Origin of the sequence: Phormidium sp. FACHB-592, assembly GCF_014695795.1 — a bacterium.
Classification (GTDB): Bacteria; Cyanobacteriota; Cyanobacteriia; order Leptolyngbyales; family Leptolyngbyaceae; genus Stenomitos.
In genome coordinates this window covers 176,947-194,585 of record NZ_JACJOZ010000074.1, presented here as the reverse complement: position 1 = coordinate 194,585, position 17,639 = coordinate 176,947, and the positions used below count along the sequence as shown (strand labels likewise).

Genomic DNA, 17,639 nt, shown 5'->3' with positions numbered 1-17,639 from the left:
TTTCTTGCTGCCATAACTTTATGTGTGCGAGAGAAGGGCTATTCGCTTACATAAAGTTATGGCTTACCAGACGGTTGATCGACCCTTTCGTACTAATTGAAGCTAGAACTCTACAGGCTTGACAGTACAGTCCGAGCGGCTTCGAGGGTATGGTCAATATCCTCATCTGTATGAGCCAGCGAGGTAAAACCAGCCTCAAACTGCGAAGGAGCTAGATAAACGCCGTGCTCCAACATTCCGCGATGGAAACGGCTAAATTTGCTCAGGTCGGACAGTTTGGCATCCTCATAGTTGTGGACAGGTCCAGCAGTGAAGAAGAAACCAAACATACCGCTAATTTGTCCGCCACAGGAGGCGTGCCCAGTCTCTTTCGCAATTTGTAGCAGCCCGGTTGCAAGGCGCTTCGTGATGCGATCGAGCTGCTCGTAGGTGCCTGGTTGCCGCAGTAGCTCCAGCGTCTTAATACCCGCTGTCATCGCTAGAGGATTACCAGACAGCGTACCTGCCTGGTACATAGGACCGGCTGGAGCAACCATTGCCATAATGTCGCGTCGTCCGCCATACGCACCCACTGGCAAACCACCACCAATGATCTTACCGAGGGTTGTCAGGTCAGGAGTAATGCCAAACTTCTCTTGGGCACCACCATAAGCAATGCGGAAGCCAGTCATCACTTCATCAAAGACTAGCAGCGCGCCGTATTCACGGGTTAGTTCCTGTAGCCCTGGCAAGAAGCCTGCATCAGGTGGAATAAAACCCGCGTTACCAACGATCGGCTCCAAAATGACGCCAGCGATCGCATCAGGATTAGCTTCAAACAACGCTTTCACAGCTTCTAAATCGTTGAATGGAGCCGTCAGCGTATTGTCAGTTGTCGATTTTGGCACTCCTGGGGAATCAGGCAACCCTAGCGTTGCTACACCCGACCCAGCTTTCACCAGAAACATATCAGCGTGCCCGTGATAGCAGCCTTCAAATTTGATGATTTTTTCCCGCCCGGTGAAGGCACGCATCAGGCGCAGCACCGACATACACGCTTCTGTACCTGAATTGACGAAGCGCACCATTTCGATACTGGGCACAGCATCAATAACCATTTCAGCCAGAACATTCTCCAGACTAGAAGGCGCGCCAAAGCTAGTACCTTTTTCTAGCGCTTCATGTAGTGCTTTCAGTACGTCGGGATGAGCATGACCACAGATAGCAGGTCCCCAGGTGCCGATGTAGTCAATGTAGCGGTTGCCATCGACATCCCAGGCATAGGCTCCTTTAACATGGTCGAACACAATCGGCTGTCCACCGACTGATTTGAATGCACGGACAGGCGAGCTAACGCCTCCTGGCATCAGCTTTTGAGCAGCGGCAAAAATTTCTTCTGATTTGGTTGTATTCAAGCTTGTGGTAATCAAAGTTGTCTCCTTAACGTTCGGTAGGTTGAATAGCTTCGATCGAAGGAATTCAGCCTAAAGAGGGTGTGCAGTTTTTTGCAGCGTTTTACTATGTCATTATCCCATTCGCCATCGCAGGAGTTGATTGCTATGTCTTACTTAAACAATCAAGATTTGCCTGTTAGTATTCGTACCCGTCTCTCAGAGGCAGCACAAAACTTTTACCGAGTTGCGTTTAACTCAGCGATCCAATGGTATGGCGAAGAGTCAAAAGCACATCAGATTGCCTGGAGTGCGGTGAGAAACCAGATGTGTAGTCCCAACAGGGCTATCCTTCGCTAGTCTAAAACGATCAGCGGTTTGCTTTAAACTTATCCTTGAGATGATTCTGCCTGTAAATCATTAATCAGTTGTGCAAGTTCCTCGCTGGTGGCTCGGTAGACGTTACCACAAAAGTCGCAGATTGCTTCGGCTCCGTGATCGCGATCGATCATATCTTGTAGCTCCGCTGTACTAAATAGTTTGAGCGCCCGAAGGGCACGATCAAACGAACAGCGGCAATGAAACCGTACTAGCTGCACTTCTGGCAAAATTTCTAGCCCCAAATCACCTAGCAGCAGCTCAAAAATATCGGGCAGTGTTTTGCCCTCTTGCAACAGTGGTGTAAAGCCAGATAGGGAGGAAAGGCGCGACTCTAATAGCTCAACTAACGTTTCATCGCTGGCAGCTTTAGGTAAGACCTGAATCAGCAAGCCTCCTGCTGCCGTCACACCACTTGCTTCGACAAACACGCCCAAAACAAGCGCTGAAGGCGTTTGCTCAGAAGTGACGAGGTAATGCGTCAAGTCGTCGCCGATTTCACCTGAAACCAGTTCTACCGTGCTGGAGTAGGGGTAGCCATAGCCAACATCTCGAACCACATATACATAGCCATCTTGCCCAACTGCACCGCCTACGTCTAGTTTGCCTTTAGCACTCGGCGGTAATTCGATCGTGGGGTTATCCACATAGCCACGTACTGTCCCATCCAGTCCGGCATCAATCAAGATGCCACCCAGAGGACCATTGCCCCGTATGCGAATGTTGATCCTTGACTCAGCCCGCTTCATGCTGGATACGAGCAGTAGTCCGGCTGTCATTGTCCGACCCAACGCTGCTGTCGCAACATACGAAAGATTGTGCCGCTGTCTGGCTTCTTCGGTCAAGCGGGTTGTGATCACTCCCACAGCCCGGATGCCTCCCTCAGCTGCGGTAGCGCGAATTAGCTGATCAGCCATGAAAATTCCTTACGTTTCTTAACCATCTTATCCTTCTATTCTAAAGTGTTGGAGAACAGTCAGAAGGACGGAAACAGGTTAAAGACGTTTCATTTAAGGGCTCGCTCCACCACTTTCCGCTTTTGGCTTTTTAGCGTTTCTCCTACATTTGGCATACTGAAGGAGTTGTCTCTATCATTGTCATGCTTGGCATCTTTCAGCAAAGTAGTCTCCGCATTGAAATTGCTGCTTCTGAAGCAGATTTACGGCAGAGTTTAACTGACTCAGGCAAACTACAACAGTGGATGTCACCGCTGCGGCTTGAGCGCGGTTTGCCTGAACAATTACAGCCAGGGTTGACGTTTACTAGTTGGGCAGGTCCGATCGCCATTCAGCAGACTGTGGATCAAGTACAGCCAAACAGCCTGCGTCTACTCTTGAGCCAAGGTGTTGATGGTTTTCACGAATGGTACTGGGGTGATGGTTGGGTACAGTCGCGGTTAGAAGGTGTTTCGCTATTGCCCCTAAACTTGGCGCAGACGGCAAGCCTGCTGCAACTCCGACGGTTTCTTGCTAGCAAATAAATTAACGAATGAAAACACTTCACGCTTTGGTTCTAACAGGCGCGTTAGTCAGTACAGGTTTGGCGCTGGCAGTCAGTGTCGTACGCTCGGATGCGATCGCTCCTTCATTCTTCGGTTCTAAGGAAGGGACGACGATCGCTCAACCGACCGTCGCTCCAATCACAGTGGCTCAATCTGAATCTACAGTTGCTCCGGTTGGCACTCTTCCGCCTATCACTACAACGTCTAGTACTGCGGCGATCGCGCTAGCAAAGCACCTCAAACGTGTAGGAGCAAAGATGTATGGAGCCTATTGGTGCCCTCACTGTCATGAGCAACTGCAATTGTTTGGGCAGAAAGCTGTCGCCCAGCTTCCTTACGTTGAGTGCGCTAATGATGGGAAAAACTCACGCCCTAACCTTTGCGAAGCAGAAAAAATTGAGGGCTATCCTACTTGGAAAATTAGGGGCAAAACCTACATGGGCACTCAATCGCTTGACGAGCTTGCAACGGCATCAGGCTACAAAGGCTCGCGCAGTTTCTAGCTACTCCAAATGTGCGGTAATCTTCCAGGTTGCCCCTGCCCTGTTACGGCTCTGGGTTAAGGCTACCGCGTACACGCAAGCGAACTGATTCGCCATGAGAGTGTAGACCTTCTGCTATTGTCAGCGCGTCGATCGCGCCCGCTACTTTTTGCAGCGCTGTCTGGGAGTACTGCACCAAGCTGGAGTGCTTTAAGAAGGTTTCCACACTAAGCGCCGAGGCATAGCGAGCAGAGCCAGACGTGGGCAAGGTATGGTTTGGACCAGCTAAATAATCGCCCACCGCTTCTGGCGTAGAGCAGCCAAGGAAGATTGCTCCAGCGTGACGAATCTTTTCTAGCAAACCCCAGGGATCAGCAATTTCAAGTTCTAAATGTTCAGGGGCAAATTCGTTCGACAATTCAGCCGCATCGTCCAACGACTCGACGACCACGACTAAGCCATAGTGCGCGATCGCTTTCTCCGTCAGCAAACGACGAGGGTGATCCATTAACTGTCGTGCTACTTCGTCTACTACCTTGCGTGCTAACACAGAGTCATCAGTCAGCAAAATTGCGGCTGCCATCTGATCGTGCTCCGCTTGCGCCAGCATATCCGCCGCAACGTGGACGGGATTCGCTACTTTATCCGCAATAATCAGCACTTCTGATGGACCTGCTAGCGAATCAATACCCACCGTGCCATAAACCAGTTTCTTTGCCAGCGTGACATAGATGTTGCCAGGTCCAGTAATCACATCAACTTTAGGGATCGTTTCGGTGCCATAGGCAAGCGCTGCGATCGCCTGTGCCCCACCCACTCGATAAATCTCTTCAACCCCTGCTTCTTGAGCTGCTACTAGCACGGCGGGATGGATCGTTTTCCCCGCACCTGGAGGCGTCACCATGACAATACGGGGCACATTCGCGACTTTAGCGGGCACAGCATTCATTAGCACCGTGCTGGGATACGACGCTTGTCCACCAGGAACGTATAGCCCTGCACGATCAACTGGCGTGTAGCGTTTACCCAGCACAACCTCATCTTCGGCAAACTGCACCCAGCTTTTTGGCACGCGCTGACGATGAAAGGCTTCAATTTGCCGACAGGCAAGGCGAATCGCATTCAGCAGTTCCTTCGATACTTGTTGGTATGCAGCATCCAGTTCAGAACCGCTCACGCGCAACTCTTCCGGCTTAAGGGTAAGCCGATCAAATTCGGTGGTGTAGTGCAGGACGGCTCGGTCTCCCTGACGCTTTACAGCCTGAAGCACTTCCCGTACCGTTGCTTCTTTATGGACAACCTGCTCATCGTGAGTACGATCGCAGATCCGTCGCAATTCAGTTCGCGCATCAGCCCGCTGAGTAATAATTCGCAGCATGGAGTAGGAATGCCAAGTCTTAGGAATTGTCCCAGTGAAAACAGAGTCGCGGTGCCTCCTGGAAACCCTGAGCACCAGAGATATCTGTAATCGCTACTCTAGCTTAACCTGGATTTTTTGGGGATCACGTTATCATTGGAAGGAGATGCTATAGTTATTTACCTGACGTATAGCGCGTCTGCTCAAATAATGTTCAATAGAAAGGTCTCCGGGATTTACTGTGGCTAATATTAAGTCTGCTATTAAGCGCGTTGATATCGCCGAACGCAATCGTCTACGCAACAAGAGCTATAAGTCCGCTGTAAAGACGTTAATAAAGAAATACCTTGCAGCAGTAAGTAGTTATGCGGCAAGCCCAAGTCCTGAGTTGGAGCAAGCTGTTAAGCTGACCCAGGCTGCTGCATATAGCAAAATTGATAAAGCCGTTAAGCGAGGCGCTTTGCACCCTAATACAGGTGCGCGGAAAAAGTCCCTAATTGCTCGTACGTTGAAAAAGCATGAAGCACCTAGATCAGCTTCCTGAAGATTAAGTTTAGTGCCATCCTACGGTTGCAGACTCAAGACTGCTCATCTTCTGACCGTTAGCCCTTAATCTTTGTTTTCATGCAGTTGATTGATACTCATGTCCATATTAACTTTGATTCATTCCAGGCTGATCTGGACACAATCGCTGTAAGGTGGCGTGACTCTGGTATTACTCGTCTTGTTCACTCTTGTGTCTCTCCCGACGAGTTTCCAGTCATTAAATCTTTAGCGGATCGATTTTCAGAGCTTTTTTTTGCTGTGGGATTGCATCCTCTGGATGTTGAGACAAAGTGGATGGACACCTCTGCCAACGAGATTTTGACGCTAGCTCAGTCTGATACGCGAGTAGTGGCGATCGGTGAAACAGGCTTGGACTTTTTCAAGGCGAGCAATCGGGAGCAGCAGGAAGCAGCCTTTAACGCGCAATTGCGAATTGCCCAGCAGCTTGATCGTCCTGTGATTATTCATTGTCGTGAGGCTGCGGAGTCAATGGCAGCGATGCTCCGGACATTCTGGCAGCAACACGGTGCCGTTAAGGGGGTCATGCACTGCTGGGGCGGCACTCCTGAGGAAACGCAGTGGTTTCTAGATCTAGGTTTATTTGTCAGCTTTAGTGGGACGGTGACGTTTCCTAAAGCAACGCAAATCCATGAGTCGGCTCAGATGGTGCCTGGCGATCGTCTGCTCATTGAAACGGATTGCCCCTTTCTGGCTCCAGTTCCAAAACGGGGTCAACGTAATGAGCCTGCTTATGTCCGGTTCGTGGCGGAACAGGTTGCCCGGTTACGGCAGATGCCTCTAAGCGATTTGGCGCTGCAAACAACTCAAAATGCTTGCCGATTATTCAACTTACCCATACCTGTTCCTTTGCTGCCTGCAACTGAATTGGATTTGTCTGCTGAACTGATGATGGGAACTGCTACCAGCACTGTTGACTGAGTCGCCGATTTTTGGTATTGGTTAATCCGCCAAATTAGCATTTCTACGTCATAATGAATGGAAGTATGGATACCCAGTTACTCAACGCCACGATCGATTACAGGGTGGCTGCTGCCTTTGTGCTTCAGGCACCTAATAGGATATAAAGACGCTTTCTCTCCTATTTTCATAGAGAGATGTGATGAAGCAGTACACGCTCTGAACCTGACATTAATGCCTTGGAGATAGCCCTGAACTGTCAAACGTCTACTTAAACTGAATCATTTGTTTCTTGGGTTCTCGCTAGAACCCAGGCTTTTTGTATTGACATTTTCGTACAGACCACATAAAATCTGGGACTCGCGCTGGGCGTGACCCCTTCGAGGAGACGCATGACTGAGCAGACATATACCCCACCCGCCTTTACACTACCGGATCTAGTTGAGATTCAGCGGGCTAGCTTTCGCTGGTTTCTCGAAGAAGGGCTGATTGAAGAGCTGGATAGCTTTTCCCCCATTACTGACTATACGGGAAAGCTAGAGCTACACTTCTTGGGCAAAGATTACAAGCTCAAGCGACCAAAGTACGATGTAGACGAAGCTAAGCGGCGGGACAGTACCTATGCGGTGCAGATGTATGTACCCACTCGCTTGATCAATAAAGAAACGGGCGAAATCAAAGAGCAAGAAGTTTTTATCGGCGATTTGCCGCTGATGACCGATCGCGGCACGTTCATCATTAACGGAGCCGAGCGCGTGATCGTTAATCAGATCGTACGTAGCCCTGGTGTCTACTACAAATCCGAAACTGATAAAAACGGTCGCCGCACCTACAATGCTAGCTTGATCCCCAACCGGGGCGCGTGGCTCAAGTTTGAAACTGATAAGAATGATTTGGTTTGGGTGCGGATTGACAAGACTCGCAAACTCTCGGCGCAGGTCTTGCTAAAAGCGCTGGGCTTGAGTGATGGCGAAATTTTTGATGCGCTACGCCACCCTGAGTACTTTCAGAAGACGATCGAAAAAGAAGGGCAATTCGGCGAAGAAGAAGCGCTGATGGAGTTGTATCGCAAGCTGCGTCCAGGTGAGCCACCAACCGTTTCTGGTGGTCAACAGTTGCTCGATTCTCGCTTCTTTGATCCCAAGCGCTATGACTTAGGCAAAGTTGGTCGCTACAAGCTAAACAAGAAGCTGCGGCTAAACGTGCCTGAGCCAACCCGCGTGTTGACAGCGCAGGATATTCTGGCTGCGATCGACTATCTGATCAATCTAGAATTCGACATTGGTAGCATTGATGATATTGACCATCTTGGCAATCGTCGCGTGCGATCAGTCGGTGAACTGCTTCAAAACCAGGTGCGTGTTGGACTCAACCGTTTGGAACGCATCATTCGAGAGCGCATGACTGTTTCGGATGCCGAATCTCTCACGCCAGCGTCTCTGGTTAATCCCAAGCCTCTGGTTGCGGCAATCAAAGAGTTCTTCGGGTCCTCTCAGCTCTCTCAGTTTATGGATCAAACGAATCCATTGGCAGAGCTAACTCACAAGCGCCGTCTCAGTGCCTTAGGGCCAGGTGGTCTCACTCGGGAACGGGCTGGCTTCGCGGTGCGGGATATTCATCCCTCCCACTACGGTCGTATCTGTCCCATTGAAACGCCTGAAGGTCCGAATGCAGGATTGATTGGCTCTTTGGCAACCCATGCGCGGGTTAATGCTTACGGTTTTATTGAAACCCCCTTCTACCCTGTAGAAGCAGGACGAGTCATTAAAGAACGTCCTCCTGTCTATATGACAGCAGACGAAGAAGACGATCTACGGGTCGCGGCAGGTGATGTCACGATGGATGAAGCTGGAAACATCCTGGGTGAAACGGTGCCAGTACGTTATCGGCAAGAGTTTACGACTACGACACGGGACGAGGTGGACTATGTAGCGGTCTCACCTGTGCAGATTATTTCGGTAGCAACATCGCTAATTCCCTTCCTTGAACATGACGACGCGAACCGAGCGTTGATGGGATCAAACATGCAACGTCAGGCAGTACCACTGCTGCGTCCAGAACGTCCGTTAGTCGGTACTGGTCTAGAAGCGCAGGCAGCGCGTGACTCTGGGATGGTTATCGTGAGCCGCACAGATGGGGAAGTAACCTATGTCTCTGCTGATCGCTTACGGGTAACCAGTTCTGATGGAAGTGAAATTGAGTACCAACTGCAAAAGTACCAGCGCTCTAACCAGGACACCTGTTTAAACCAGCGTCCAATCGTCTTCGTTGGTGACAAAGTAGTTACAGGTCAAGTGCTGGCTGATGGCTCTGCGACTGAAAAGGGTGAACTGGCGCTTGGGCAGAACATCCTGGTCGCTTATATGCCCTGGGAAGGCTACAACTACGAAGATGCCATCCTCATTTGCGAACGTCTTGTTTCTAATGACACCTATACCTCTATCCACATTGAGAAATTTGAGATTGAGGCGCGGCAGACCAAACTTGGACCAGAAGAAATCACTCGCGAAATTCCTAACGTGGGTGAAGACTCTCTACGTCAGCTCGATGAAACGGGTATTATCCGCATTGGTGCTTGGGTAGAAGCTGGCGACATTTTAGTTGGTAAAGTAACCCCCAAAGGTGAGTCAGACCAACCACCTGAAGAAAAGCTGCTGCGTGCCATCTTTGGTGAAAAAGCGAGAGATGTACGTGACAACTCTTTGCGTGTGCCAAACGGTGAAAAAGGTCGGGTTGTTGACGTGCGCGTCTTTACTCGGGAGCAAGGAGACGAACTGCCGCCCGGAGCCAACATGGTCGTACGGGTCTATGTCGCCCAAAAGCGGAAGATTCAAGTCGGCGACAAGATGGCGGGTCGTCATGGCAACAAAGGCATTATTTCCCGCATTCTGCCGGTGGAAGATATGCCTTATTTGCCCGATGGTACACCTGTAGATATTGTGCTAAATCCTTTGGGTGTGCCGTCCCGGATGAACGTGGGGCAGGTTTACGAGTGTTTGTTGGGCTGGGCAGGTGAAAACTTGGATGTCCGGTTCAAGGTGGTACCCTTTGACGAAATGCATGGCGAAGAAAAGTCCCGTGAGACGGTTCACGGCAAGCTGACTGAGGCAAGTGAGATTCTGGCAAAGGACTGGCTGTTTGATCCTGAAAATGCTGGCAAAACGCAAGTGTTTGATGGACGGACAGGTGAGGCCTTCGATCGCCCCATTACCGTTGGCAAGGCATATATGCTGAAGCTGGTTCACCTGGTTGACGACAAAATCCATGCTCGTTCAACAGGTCCTTACTCGCTTGTTACCCAACAACCATTGGGCGGTAAAGCGCAGCAAGGTGGACAACGGTTTGGTGAAATGGAAGTTTGGGCACTGGAAGCGTTTGGTGCTGCCTACACCTTGCAGGAGTTGCTCACTGTCAAATCAGATGATATGCAGGGTCGGAACGAAGCGCTAAACGCGATCGTGAAGGGCAAGGCAATTCCCCGACCTGGCACGCCTGAATCGTTTAAGGTGCTGATGCGTGAGCTGCAATCGCTCTGCCTTGATGTAGCGGTGCATAAGCTAGATACCCGAGAAGATGGCACTAGCCGCGACAGTGAAGTTGACCTTATGGCGGATGTTAGCAGCCGCCGCGCACCCTCCCGACCAACCTACGAATCTATTTCAAGAGATGAGATAGACGAGAGTGACGAATAGCTAGGGAAAGAAGCTGAGGGAGAAGGGTTCAAAAAAGCTATTTAGTTTTCTGTGCCCTTCCCCTTAGCCACTTGGTCCTACCGTATAAGATTTTTGTCGCCACAGTAAAGAAGGAAAGACACGATGCCAAAGCTAGAGCAGCGGTTTGACTATGTGAAGATTGGTCTGGCGTCGCCAGAGCGGATTCGCCAGTGGGGAGAGCGCACCTTACCAAATGGGCAAGTTGTAGGCGAAGTCACAAAACCAGAAACAATTAACTATCGGACGCTCAAGCCCGAAATGGACGGGCTGTTCTGTGAGCGCATCTTTGGTCCCGCGAAGGATTGGGAGTGTCACTGCGGCAAATATAAGCGTGTGCGTCATCGGGGTATTGTATGCGAACGCTGTGGCGTAGAAGTGACCGAATCGCGTGTCCGTCGTCACCGCATGGGCTATATCAAGCTAGCGGCTCCAGTTGCTCATGTTTGGTATCTCAAGGGCATCCCCAGCTACATGGCAATCTTGTTAGATATGCCCCTACGGGATGTCGAGCAAATTGTTTACTTTAATGCGTATGTAGTGCTGTCTCCTGGTAACGCAGAGAACCTTACTTACAAGCAACTGCTGACGGAAGATCAGTGGATTGAGATTGAAGATGAACTCTACAGTGAAGATTCTAAACTGTCAGGTATTGAGGTTGGTATTGGTGCGGAAGCACTGCAACGCCTACTGCAAGACATTGAGTTAGAAAAAGAAGCTGAGCAACTCCGCGAAGAGATTGCTACGTCTAAAGGGCAGAAACGAGCAAAGCTGATCAAGCGCCTGCGGGTTATTGATAACTTTATTGCAACTGGTTCACAGCCTGACTGGATGGTTCTATCAGTCATCCCTGTAATCCCGCCTGACTTGCGCCCTATGGTGCAGCTAGACGGTGGACGTTTTGCAACCTCTGACTTGAATGACCTCTATCGCCGGGTCATTAACCGGAACAATCGTCTGGCGCGCTTGCAGGAAATTCTAGCGCCTGAAATCATTGTCCGTAATGAAAAACGGATGCTGCAAGAAGCCGTTGATGCCCTGATTGATAATGGTCGTCGTGGGCGTACGGTGGTTGGTGCCAATAACCGTCCACTCAAATCTCTATCCGACATTATTGAAGGGAAGCAAGGACGTTTCCGTCAAAACCTACTAGGTAAGCGAGTTGACTACTCTGGACGATCGGTCATTGTGGTCGGTCCTAAGCTGAAAATTCATCAGTGTGGGCTGCCAAGGGAAATGGCGATCGAGCTATTCCAGCCATTTGTGATTCATCGGTTGATTCGGCAGGGCTTGGTCAACAACATCAAAGCTGCGAAAAAGCTCATTCAGCGCAACGATCCAACGGTGTGGGATGTTCTGGAAGAGGTGATCGATGGTCATCCTGTGATGCTCAACCGGGCACCCACGCTGCACCGTTTAGGTATTCAGGCGTTTGAGCCGATTTTGGTAGATGGACGGGCGATTCAGCTTCATCCATTGGTTTGTCCAGCCTTTAACGCTGACTTCGATGGTGACCAAATGGCGGTACACGTGCCGCTGTCGATCGAATCTCAAGCAGAAGCACGGCTGTTGATGTTGGCATCCAACAATATCCTGTCGCCTGCTACGGGTCGCCCGATTATTACTCCTAGTCAAGATATGGTGCTTGGTTGCTATTACCTGACAGCAGAGAACCCAGATGCTGATAGCAGTCGTGAGCGCTATTTCTCTAGCCTAGAGGATGCCATCACGGCTTACGAGCAGCAGCAAGTAGACCTCCATGCTCATGTGTGGGTGCGCTTTGACGGCGAAGTTGAGACGGATGAGCCGGACCATGACGTAGTAGAAGAGCTAACGTCGAGCGACGGAGTGGTTACCCGCATCTATAAGTTTCGGCGATCGCGGCATGATGCTGACGGAAAGCTGATTTCGCAATATATCCAAACGACTCCAGGACGGATTATCTACAACAAAGCCATCCAAGATGCGTTGGCGGTCTAGGCAATTTTAGCTTCGGGCTTTTAGCGTTTTGTCTTTGAGAGTGAGACCAAACGCTAAAAGCCAAAATTGACATTCATTCATGGGATAAGCGGGACAACTCATGGTAGAGCAGCAACAGAACCAACCAGTTTTTCGTAACCGTGTGGTAGACAAAGGGCAGCTTCGGAAGTTGATCTCTTGGGCCTTTACCACCCACGGTTCAGCTCGCACAGCCCAGATGGCAGATCAGCTTAAAGAGCTGGGCTTCCGCTACGCGACTCGAGCAGGCGTTTCAATTAGTGTGGACGATCTGCAAATCCCCCCGACTAAGCGAAAATTGCTGGATGCCGCTGAAGAAACAATCCGGGTAACGGAAGAACGCTATACGCGGGGCGAGATCACTGAAGTAGAGCGCTTCCAAAAAGTAATTGATACCTGGAACGGTGCAAGTGAAGAGTTAAAAGATGAGGTGGTACGCCACTTTAGAGCGAACAACCCCCTTAACTCGGTTTATATGATGGCCTTTTCTGGCGCACGGGGAAACATCTCGCAGGTGCGGCAGTTGGTTGGTATGCGAGGTTTGATGGCAGATCCGCAGGGCGAAATTATTGACTTGCCGATTAAGACTAACTTTCGTGAAGGGCTGACCGTTACTGAGTACATCATCTCATCCTATGGTGCGCGCAAAGGGTTGGTAGATACGGCACTTCGTACTGCCGACTCTGGCTACCTCACCCGCCGTCTGGTCGATGTCTCTCAAGATGTGATCATTCGGGAACTAGACTGCGGCACCCAACGCGGCATTCCGGTTCAAAGCATGATGGATGGCGATCGCGTCCTCATTCCGCTGAAAAATCGCTTGCTGGGTCGTGTTGCGGCTGAACCAATGGTTGATCCCGAAACAGGTGAAGTCATTGTGGCTCGCAATCAGTCCATTACGGACGAAATGGCAGATCACATCGGCAGAGCAAAGCTACAAGAAGTAATTGTGCGATCGCCCCTTACCTGCGAAGCCACTCGATCTGTCTGTCAGCATTGCTATGGCTGGAGTCTGGCACACGCTCACATGGTTGATATTGGTGAAGCAGTAGGGATCATTGCTGCCCAATCCATTGGTGAACCTGGTACACAGCTCACGATGCGAACCTTTCACACAGGTGGTGTGTTCACAGGTGAAATGGCGCGTCAAGAAAAGGCACAGTTCGATGGCACTCTGAAATTCCCCAAAAAACTGCGTACCCGCCCCTATCGTACCCGCCATGGTGAAGATGCCTACACGGTCGAATCGGTGGAAGCGAGTTCTAAGTTGACTCTGGAAAACAAGGACGGACGGCAGCAAACCTTCTCTGTTCTACAGGGTGCAACGCTGCTGGTTAAAGATGGTCAAAAGGTCAAAGAAGGTCAAATCTTAGCAGAAGTGCCTTTGACGGGGCGCGCACGCAAAACGACTGAAAAAGCGGCGAAAGACGTTGCCTCTGACATGGCAGGCGAAGTCCAATTCGCTGATCTTGTACCTGAAGAGAAAAAAGACCGTCAGGGCAATACAACCCGCATTGCACAGCGGGGTGGTCTGGTCTGGATTCGATCGGGTGAGGTGTATAACTTACCGCCAGGTGCCGAGCCGACCGTCAAGAACGGCGATCGTATTGATGTCGAAAGTGTAATCGCCGAAACCAAGCTGGTCACCGAGCATGGTGGGGTCGTTCGCTTGCCCCAAGAAACAGAGGGCAAAGGCGGACGAGAAGTGGAAATCATCACTGCTTCTGTCTTCTTAGATGAAGCGAAAGTACGAGCAGAGAGCTATCAAGGGCGCGATCATTATCTGGTTGAAACTAACTACAACCAGCTCTTCTCGCTTAAAGCGACTCCAGGGACTAAAGTCACCAATAATCAGGTTGTCGCTGAACTGATTGATGATCACTACCGGACGCAGACAGGCGGCATCATCAAGTACTCAGGCGTTGAAGTTGCCAAACGTGGCAAAGCAAAGCAAGGGTACGAAGTCGTTAAAGGCGGTACCTTGTTGTGGATTCCTGAAGAAGCACACGAAGTCAACAAAGACATTTCGCTTTTGCTGGTCGAAGATGGTCAGTATGTCGAAGCGGGAACCGAAGTGGTGAAAGACATCTTTTGCCAAAGTAATGGTGTCATCGAAGTCACGCAGAAAAATGACATTTTGCGCGAAATCGTGATTAAACCAGGCGATCTGCACATGATTGATAGTTTAGACGACATCATCACCAAAGAAAGCGTGCTGGTGAATCCTGGTCAAACGGTCATGCCAGGATTGGTCTCTGAAGAATTACGCTATGCCGAGTATGTTGAAACGCCTGAAGGTCCAGCCATGTTGCTGCGTCCTGTGACGGAATTTGCTGTGCCTGACGAGCCTTCTGTACCCAGCCAAGAATCGACGAACGAGGAATCGGGACGTGCTATTCGTCTGCGGGCAGTGCAGCGTTTACCGTACAAAGATGGTGAGCGTGTCAAATCGGTTGAAGGTCTGGAACTCCTGAAGATTCAGCTTGTGCTGGAAATCGGTCAGGATGCTCCCCAGCTTGCGGCTGACATTGAACTAGTGCCAGACGAAACCGATGCAGACACTATGCGCCTCCAACTTGTGATTCTAGAGTCGCTGGTGATCCGCCGCGATATTGCCGCTGATCCAACCCAGGGTCCCACAAGAACACGTGTGCTAGTTAAAGATGGCGACCAAATTGCCCCTGGCGCTGTTGTTGCCCGCACTGAAATTCTGTGTAAAGAAGCAGGGGAAGTGCAAGGGATTCGCGAGGCGGCTGAAGCTATTCGCCGGATTCTAGTTGTACGTCCTGCCGATATGGTGACAGTGCCAACGAAAGGCAAGCCCCCGACCGTTAAAGTAGGTGATCTCCTAGTGGCAGGTTCTGACCTGGCTCCAGGTGTTCCTCTACAAGAGTCGGGGCAGGTCGTTAGCGTTGGAGAGGCTGAGGTGACGCTGAGGTATGCTCGCCCTTACCGCGTTTCGCCGGGAGCCGTTCTGCACATTGATGATGGTGATCTGGTGCAACGGGGTGACAACCTAGTCATTCTGGTGTTTGAGCGCACGAAGACAGGGGACATTATCCAGGGTTTGCCCCGGATTGAAGAACTGTTGGAAGCGCGGAAACCTAAAGAGGCGTGTGTGTTGGCAGCACGACCGGGGGTCGCACAGGTTGTATACGGTGATGACGACTCGGTGAAGGTGAAGGTGATTGAAAACGATGGTGTGATTGCCGAATACCTCATTGGTCCTGGGCAAAACGTCATTGTCTCGGATGGGCAAGAAGTCCTTGCAGCCGAACCGCTTACCGATGGACCGGCTAATCCTCACGAAATTTTGGAGGTCTTCTTCAAATATCGTCGGGAAAGTGATGGTGTCCATGATGCGGCACTGGTGAGTTTGCAGATGGTGCAGACATTCCTGGTGAACGAGGTGCAGTCGGTGTATCAATCTCAAGGGGTTGATATTTCAGACAAGCACATCGAGGTTGTGGTACGTCAGATGACCTCCAAAGCACGTGTGGACGACGGTGGTGACACGACTATGCTGCCCGGTGAGCTTGTAGAGCTTTACCAGGTAGAGCAGGTCAACGAAGCCATGGCGATTACAGGTGGTGCACCCGCAGAGTATACTCCCGTGCTGCTAGGCATCACAAAAGCCTCGCTAAATACCGACAGCTTTATCTCGGCAGCTAGCTTCCAGGAAACCACACGGGTGTTGACGGAAGCCGCGATCGAAGGTAAGTCTGACTGGTTGCGCGGCTTGAAGGAAAACGTGATCATTGGACGCTTGATTCCTGCGGGGACAGGGTTTAATGCGTACGAGGAGCAGGGTAGCCCAGATGTAGATCTCTCCTACGACGGCATCGGTGTCTTTGACGATGATGCTGATCTTAAGGATGTGGTGCTGGACGATCGCACCGCTCGTTCCTACGGGTTAGACAGTTTCGATGAGCGTCCTAGCTATACCTTCGACAACTTCGGTGTAGTTGGTGCGGCGGCTGAAGTCGAACCGTTGTCGCCCATTCTGGAAGATGACGATTTAATCAGCGATGATGTTGACGATATAGACGTTGATGTTGACGTGGATGTCGATGTTGATCTTGACGACGAGTAACATCTAAGGGGTATAAAGCTCTGTTGATAGAGGGGTGCGGCAATCGCGCCCCTTTTTCATTTAAATTGGTTTACAGCAATTTTTATTTATGTATGCCATACGAATTGTCTGGTTTGCCTTAATCCAGAGGCGTTACTTGTGTAGCACTCGTCTAAAGACCGCTGTAAGACTAATCAGCGCAAGACCAACTGGCTCAAAACCAATGGGCTTAAGACAGTATCACTAGGTGGAGTAAGGCTTGATGATCAGTCCTAACGATGAGGTGGTAATCCTACTGCATAACGGTGTTTGTGGGACACAGGGCAAAACGGGCTTGACTCTCTTGCGTTACAGCGAAGCCAGCATTGTGGCAGTGATTGATCGTGCGACTGCTGGTGGCTCTTTACCTGAATTAACAGGCATTCCGCGATCGGTGCCCATTGTTGCTTCGGTAGAGGAGTCGCTCACGTACAAACCGAATGTGCTGGTCATTGGTATTGCGCTGCTGGGGGGCATTTTGCCTGAGGATTGGTATCAAGACATACGGCAAGCGATCATGGCTGGACTATCGATCGTCAATGGGTTGCACACACCCTTAAACCGTGATCCAGCACTTCAGGCGCTCCTTAAACCGGGACAATGGATCTGGGACGTGCGGCAAGAACCACCTGGCTTAAGCGTAGGTACTGGGCAAGCTCGCTCACTCTCCTGTTTACGGGTTCTGACTGTGGGCACTGATATGAGCGTGGGCAAAATGTCTACCAGTCTAGAACTCCATCGTGCTTCTCTACAACGAGGACTACGATCGCACTTTCTTGCCTCTGGGCAGACGGGGATAATGATTGCTGGCAGCGGTATACCTCTGGATGCCATTCGGGTCGATTTTGCGGCGGGTGCGGTCGAACAACTGGTGATGAAGGCGGGCAGCGATCGCGACATTTTACACATTGAAGGGCAGGGTTCTTTGCTGCATCCATCCTCTACAGCGACGCTTCCCTTGCTCCGAGGCAGTCAGCCTACTCATTTGATCTTGGTGCATCGAGCTGGGCAGACTCATATTCGCAATGCTCCCCATGTGCATATTCCACCCTTGCCTGAAGTCGTGCGGCTTTACGAAGCAGTGGCAGTGGCAGCAGGAGCATTTGCCTTAACACGGGTAGCTGCGATTGCCCTCAACACAGCGCACCTATCCGCTCAAGAGGCTCAACAGGCGATCGATCGGGTACAGCACGAAACCAACTTACCCTGCACTGACCCTGTACGTCTGGGTGCGAAACTATTATTAGATGCTGTTCTGGCGTGATGCG

12 protein-coding genes are annotated in these 17,639 nt (G+C 50.8%); 9 read left to right on the top strand and 3 right to left on the bottom strand.

Going from position 1 to position 17,639, the window contains the following annotated elements:
• Positions 1-110 precede the first annotated feature (110 nt).
• The gene (hemL, locus tag H6F86_RS19745; protein WP_190450407.1) at positions 111-1,409 is read right to left on the bottom strand and encodes a glutamate-1-semialdehyde 2,1-aminomutase; all 1,299 of its coding nucleotides are present in this window, start codon (positions 1,407-1,409) and stop codon (positions 111-113) included.
• A gap of 90 nt (positions 1,410-1,499) precedes the next feature.
• On the opposite strand from hemL, the gene H6F86_RS19740 reads away from it, so the two are divergent.
• Positions 1,500-1,730, top strand: coding sequence for a ChaB family protein (locus tag H6F86_RS19740; RefSeq protein WP_242033603.1), 231 nt, complete (start codon positions 1,500-1,502; stop codon positions 1,728-1,730).
• A gap of 29 nt (positions 1,731-1,759) precedes the next feature.
• On the opposite strand, the gene hslO is transcribed toward H6F86_RS19740, so the two are convergent.
• A complete protein-coding gene (gene hslO / locus H6F86_RS19735; protein WP_190450406.1) occupies positions 1,760-2,665 on the bottom strand; it encodes an Hsp33 family molecular chaperone HslO in 906 nt (301 codons plus the stop codon).
• Between the two features lie 182 nt (positions 2,666-2,847).
• On the opposite strand from hslO, the gene H6F86_RS19730 reads away from it, so the two are divergent.
• A complete protein-coding gene (locus H6F86_RS19730) occupies positions 2,848-3,228 on the top strand; it encodes a hypothetical protein (protein WP_190450405.1) in 381 nt (126 codons plus the stop codon).
• 8 nt (positions 3,229-3,236) lie between these two features.
• Entirely contained in the window at positions 3,237-3,752 is a 516-nt protein-coding gene (locus H6F86_RS19725) for a hypothetical protein (protein WP_190450404.1), read from the top strand.
• Positions 3,753-3,795: 43 nt separating this feature from the next.
• On the opposite strand, the gene hisD is transcribed toward H6F86_RS19725, so the two are convergent.
• Positions 3,796-5,109: a histidinol dehydrogenase gene (hisD, locus tag H6F86_RS19720; protein WP_190450403.1), complete on the bottom strand. Its 1,314-nt coding sequence runs from the start codon at positions 5,107-5,109 to the stop codon at positions 3,796-3,798.
• A gap of 220 nt (positions 5,110-5,329) precedes the next feature.
• Here hisD and rpsT point away from each other — a divergent pair, with 220 nt between their 5' ends.
• From rpsT to H6F86_RS19690, 6 genes are all read left to right on the top strand, one after another.
• Positions 5,330-5,632: a 30S ribosomal protein S20 gene (gene rpsT, locus H6F86_RS19715; RefSeq protein WP_190450402.1), complete on the top strand. Its 303-nt coding sequence runs from the start codon at positions 5,330-5,332 to the stop codon at positions 5,630-5,632.
• An 80-nt stretch (positions 5,633-5,712) separates the two neighbouring features.
• Entirely contained in the window at positions 5,713-6,573 is an 861-nt protein-coding gene (locus H6F86_RS19710; protein WP_190450401.1) for a TatD family hydrolase, read from the top strand.
• A 371-nt stretch (positions 6,574-6,944) separates the two neighbouring features.
• A complete protein-coding gene (gene rpoB / locus H6F86_RS19705) occupies positions 6,945-10,244 on the top strand; it encodes a DNA-directed RNA polymerase subunit beta (protein ID WP_190450400.1) in 3,300 nt (1,099 codons plus the stop codon).
• A 123-nt stretch (positions 10,245-10,367) separates the two neighbouring features.
• On the top strand, positions 10,368-12,242 hold the full coding sequence (locus H6F86_RS32895) for a DNA-directed RNA polymerase subunit gamma (RefSeq protein ID WP_190450399.1): 1,875 nt from the start codon (positions 10,368-10,370) through the stop codon (positions 12,240-12,242).
• 100 nt (positions 12,243-12,342) lie between these two features.
• On the top strand, positions 12,343-16,353 hold the full coding sequence (locus tag H6F86_RS19695) for a DNA-directed RNA polymerase subunit beta' (RefSeq protein ID WP_190450398.1): 4,011 nt from the start codon (positions 12,343-12,345) through the stop codon (positions 16,351-16,353).
• A 241-nt stretch (positions 16,354-16,594) separates the two neighbouring features.
• Positions 16,595-17,635: a DUF1611 domain-containing protein gene (locus tag H6F86_RS19690; protein WP_190451037.1), complete on the top strand. Its 1,041-nt coding sequence runs from the start codon at positions 16,595-16,597 to the stop codon at positions 17,633-17,635.
• Positions 17,636-17,639 lie beyond the last annotated feature (4 nt).

Excerpts from the sequence above, each read along its gene's own strand:
- H6F86_RS19695 (WP_190450398.1), top strand. The coding sequence starts at position 12,343 with ATGGTAGAGCAGCAACAGAACCAACCAGTTTTTCGTAACCGTGTGGTA.
- H6F86_RS19740 (WP_242033603.1), top strand. The coding sequence starts at position 1,500 with ATGTCATTATCCCATTCGCCATCGCAGGAGTTGATTGCTATGTCTTAC.
- H6F86_RS32895 (WP_190450399.1), top strand. The coding sequence starts at position 10,368 with ATGCCAAAGCTAGAGCAGCGGTTTGACTATGTGAAGATTGGTCTGGCG.
- rpoB (WP_190450400.1), top strand. The coding sequence starts at position 6,945 with ATGACTGAGCAGACATATACCCCACCCGCCTTTACACTACCGGATCTA.
- hslO (WP_190450406.1), bottom strand. The coding sequence starts at position 2,665 with ATGGCTGATCAGCTAATTCGCGCTACCGCAGCTGAGGGAGGCATCCGG.
- H6F86_RS19710 (WP_190450401.1), top strand. The coding sequence starts at position 5,713 with ATGCAGTTGATTGATACTCATGTCCATATTAACTTTGATTCATTCCAG.
- H6F86_RS19725 (WP_190450404.1), top strand. The coding sequence starts at position 3,237 with ATGAAAACACTTCACGCTTTGGTTCTAACAGGCGCGTTAGTCAGTACA.
- H6F86_RS19730 (WP_190450405.1), top strand. The coding sequence starts at position 2,848 with ATGCTTGGCATCTTTCAGCAAAGTAGTCTCCGCATTGAAATTGCTGCT.
- hisD (WP_190450403.1), bottom strand. The coding sequence starts at position 5,109 with ATGCTGCGAATTATTACTCAGCGGGCTGATGCGCGAACTGAATTGCGA.
- H6F86_RS19690 (WP_190451037.1), top strand. The coding sequence starts at position 16,595 with ATGATCAGTCCTAACGATGAGGTGGTAATCCTACTGCATAACGGTGTT.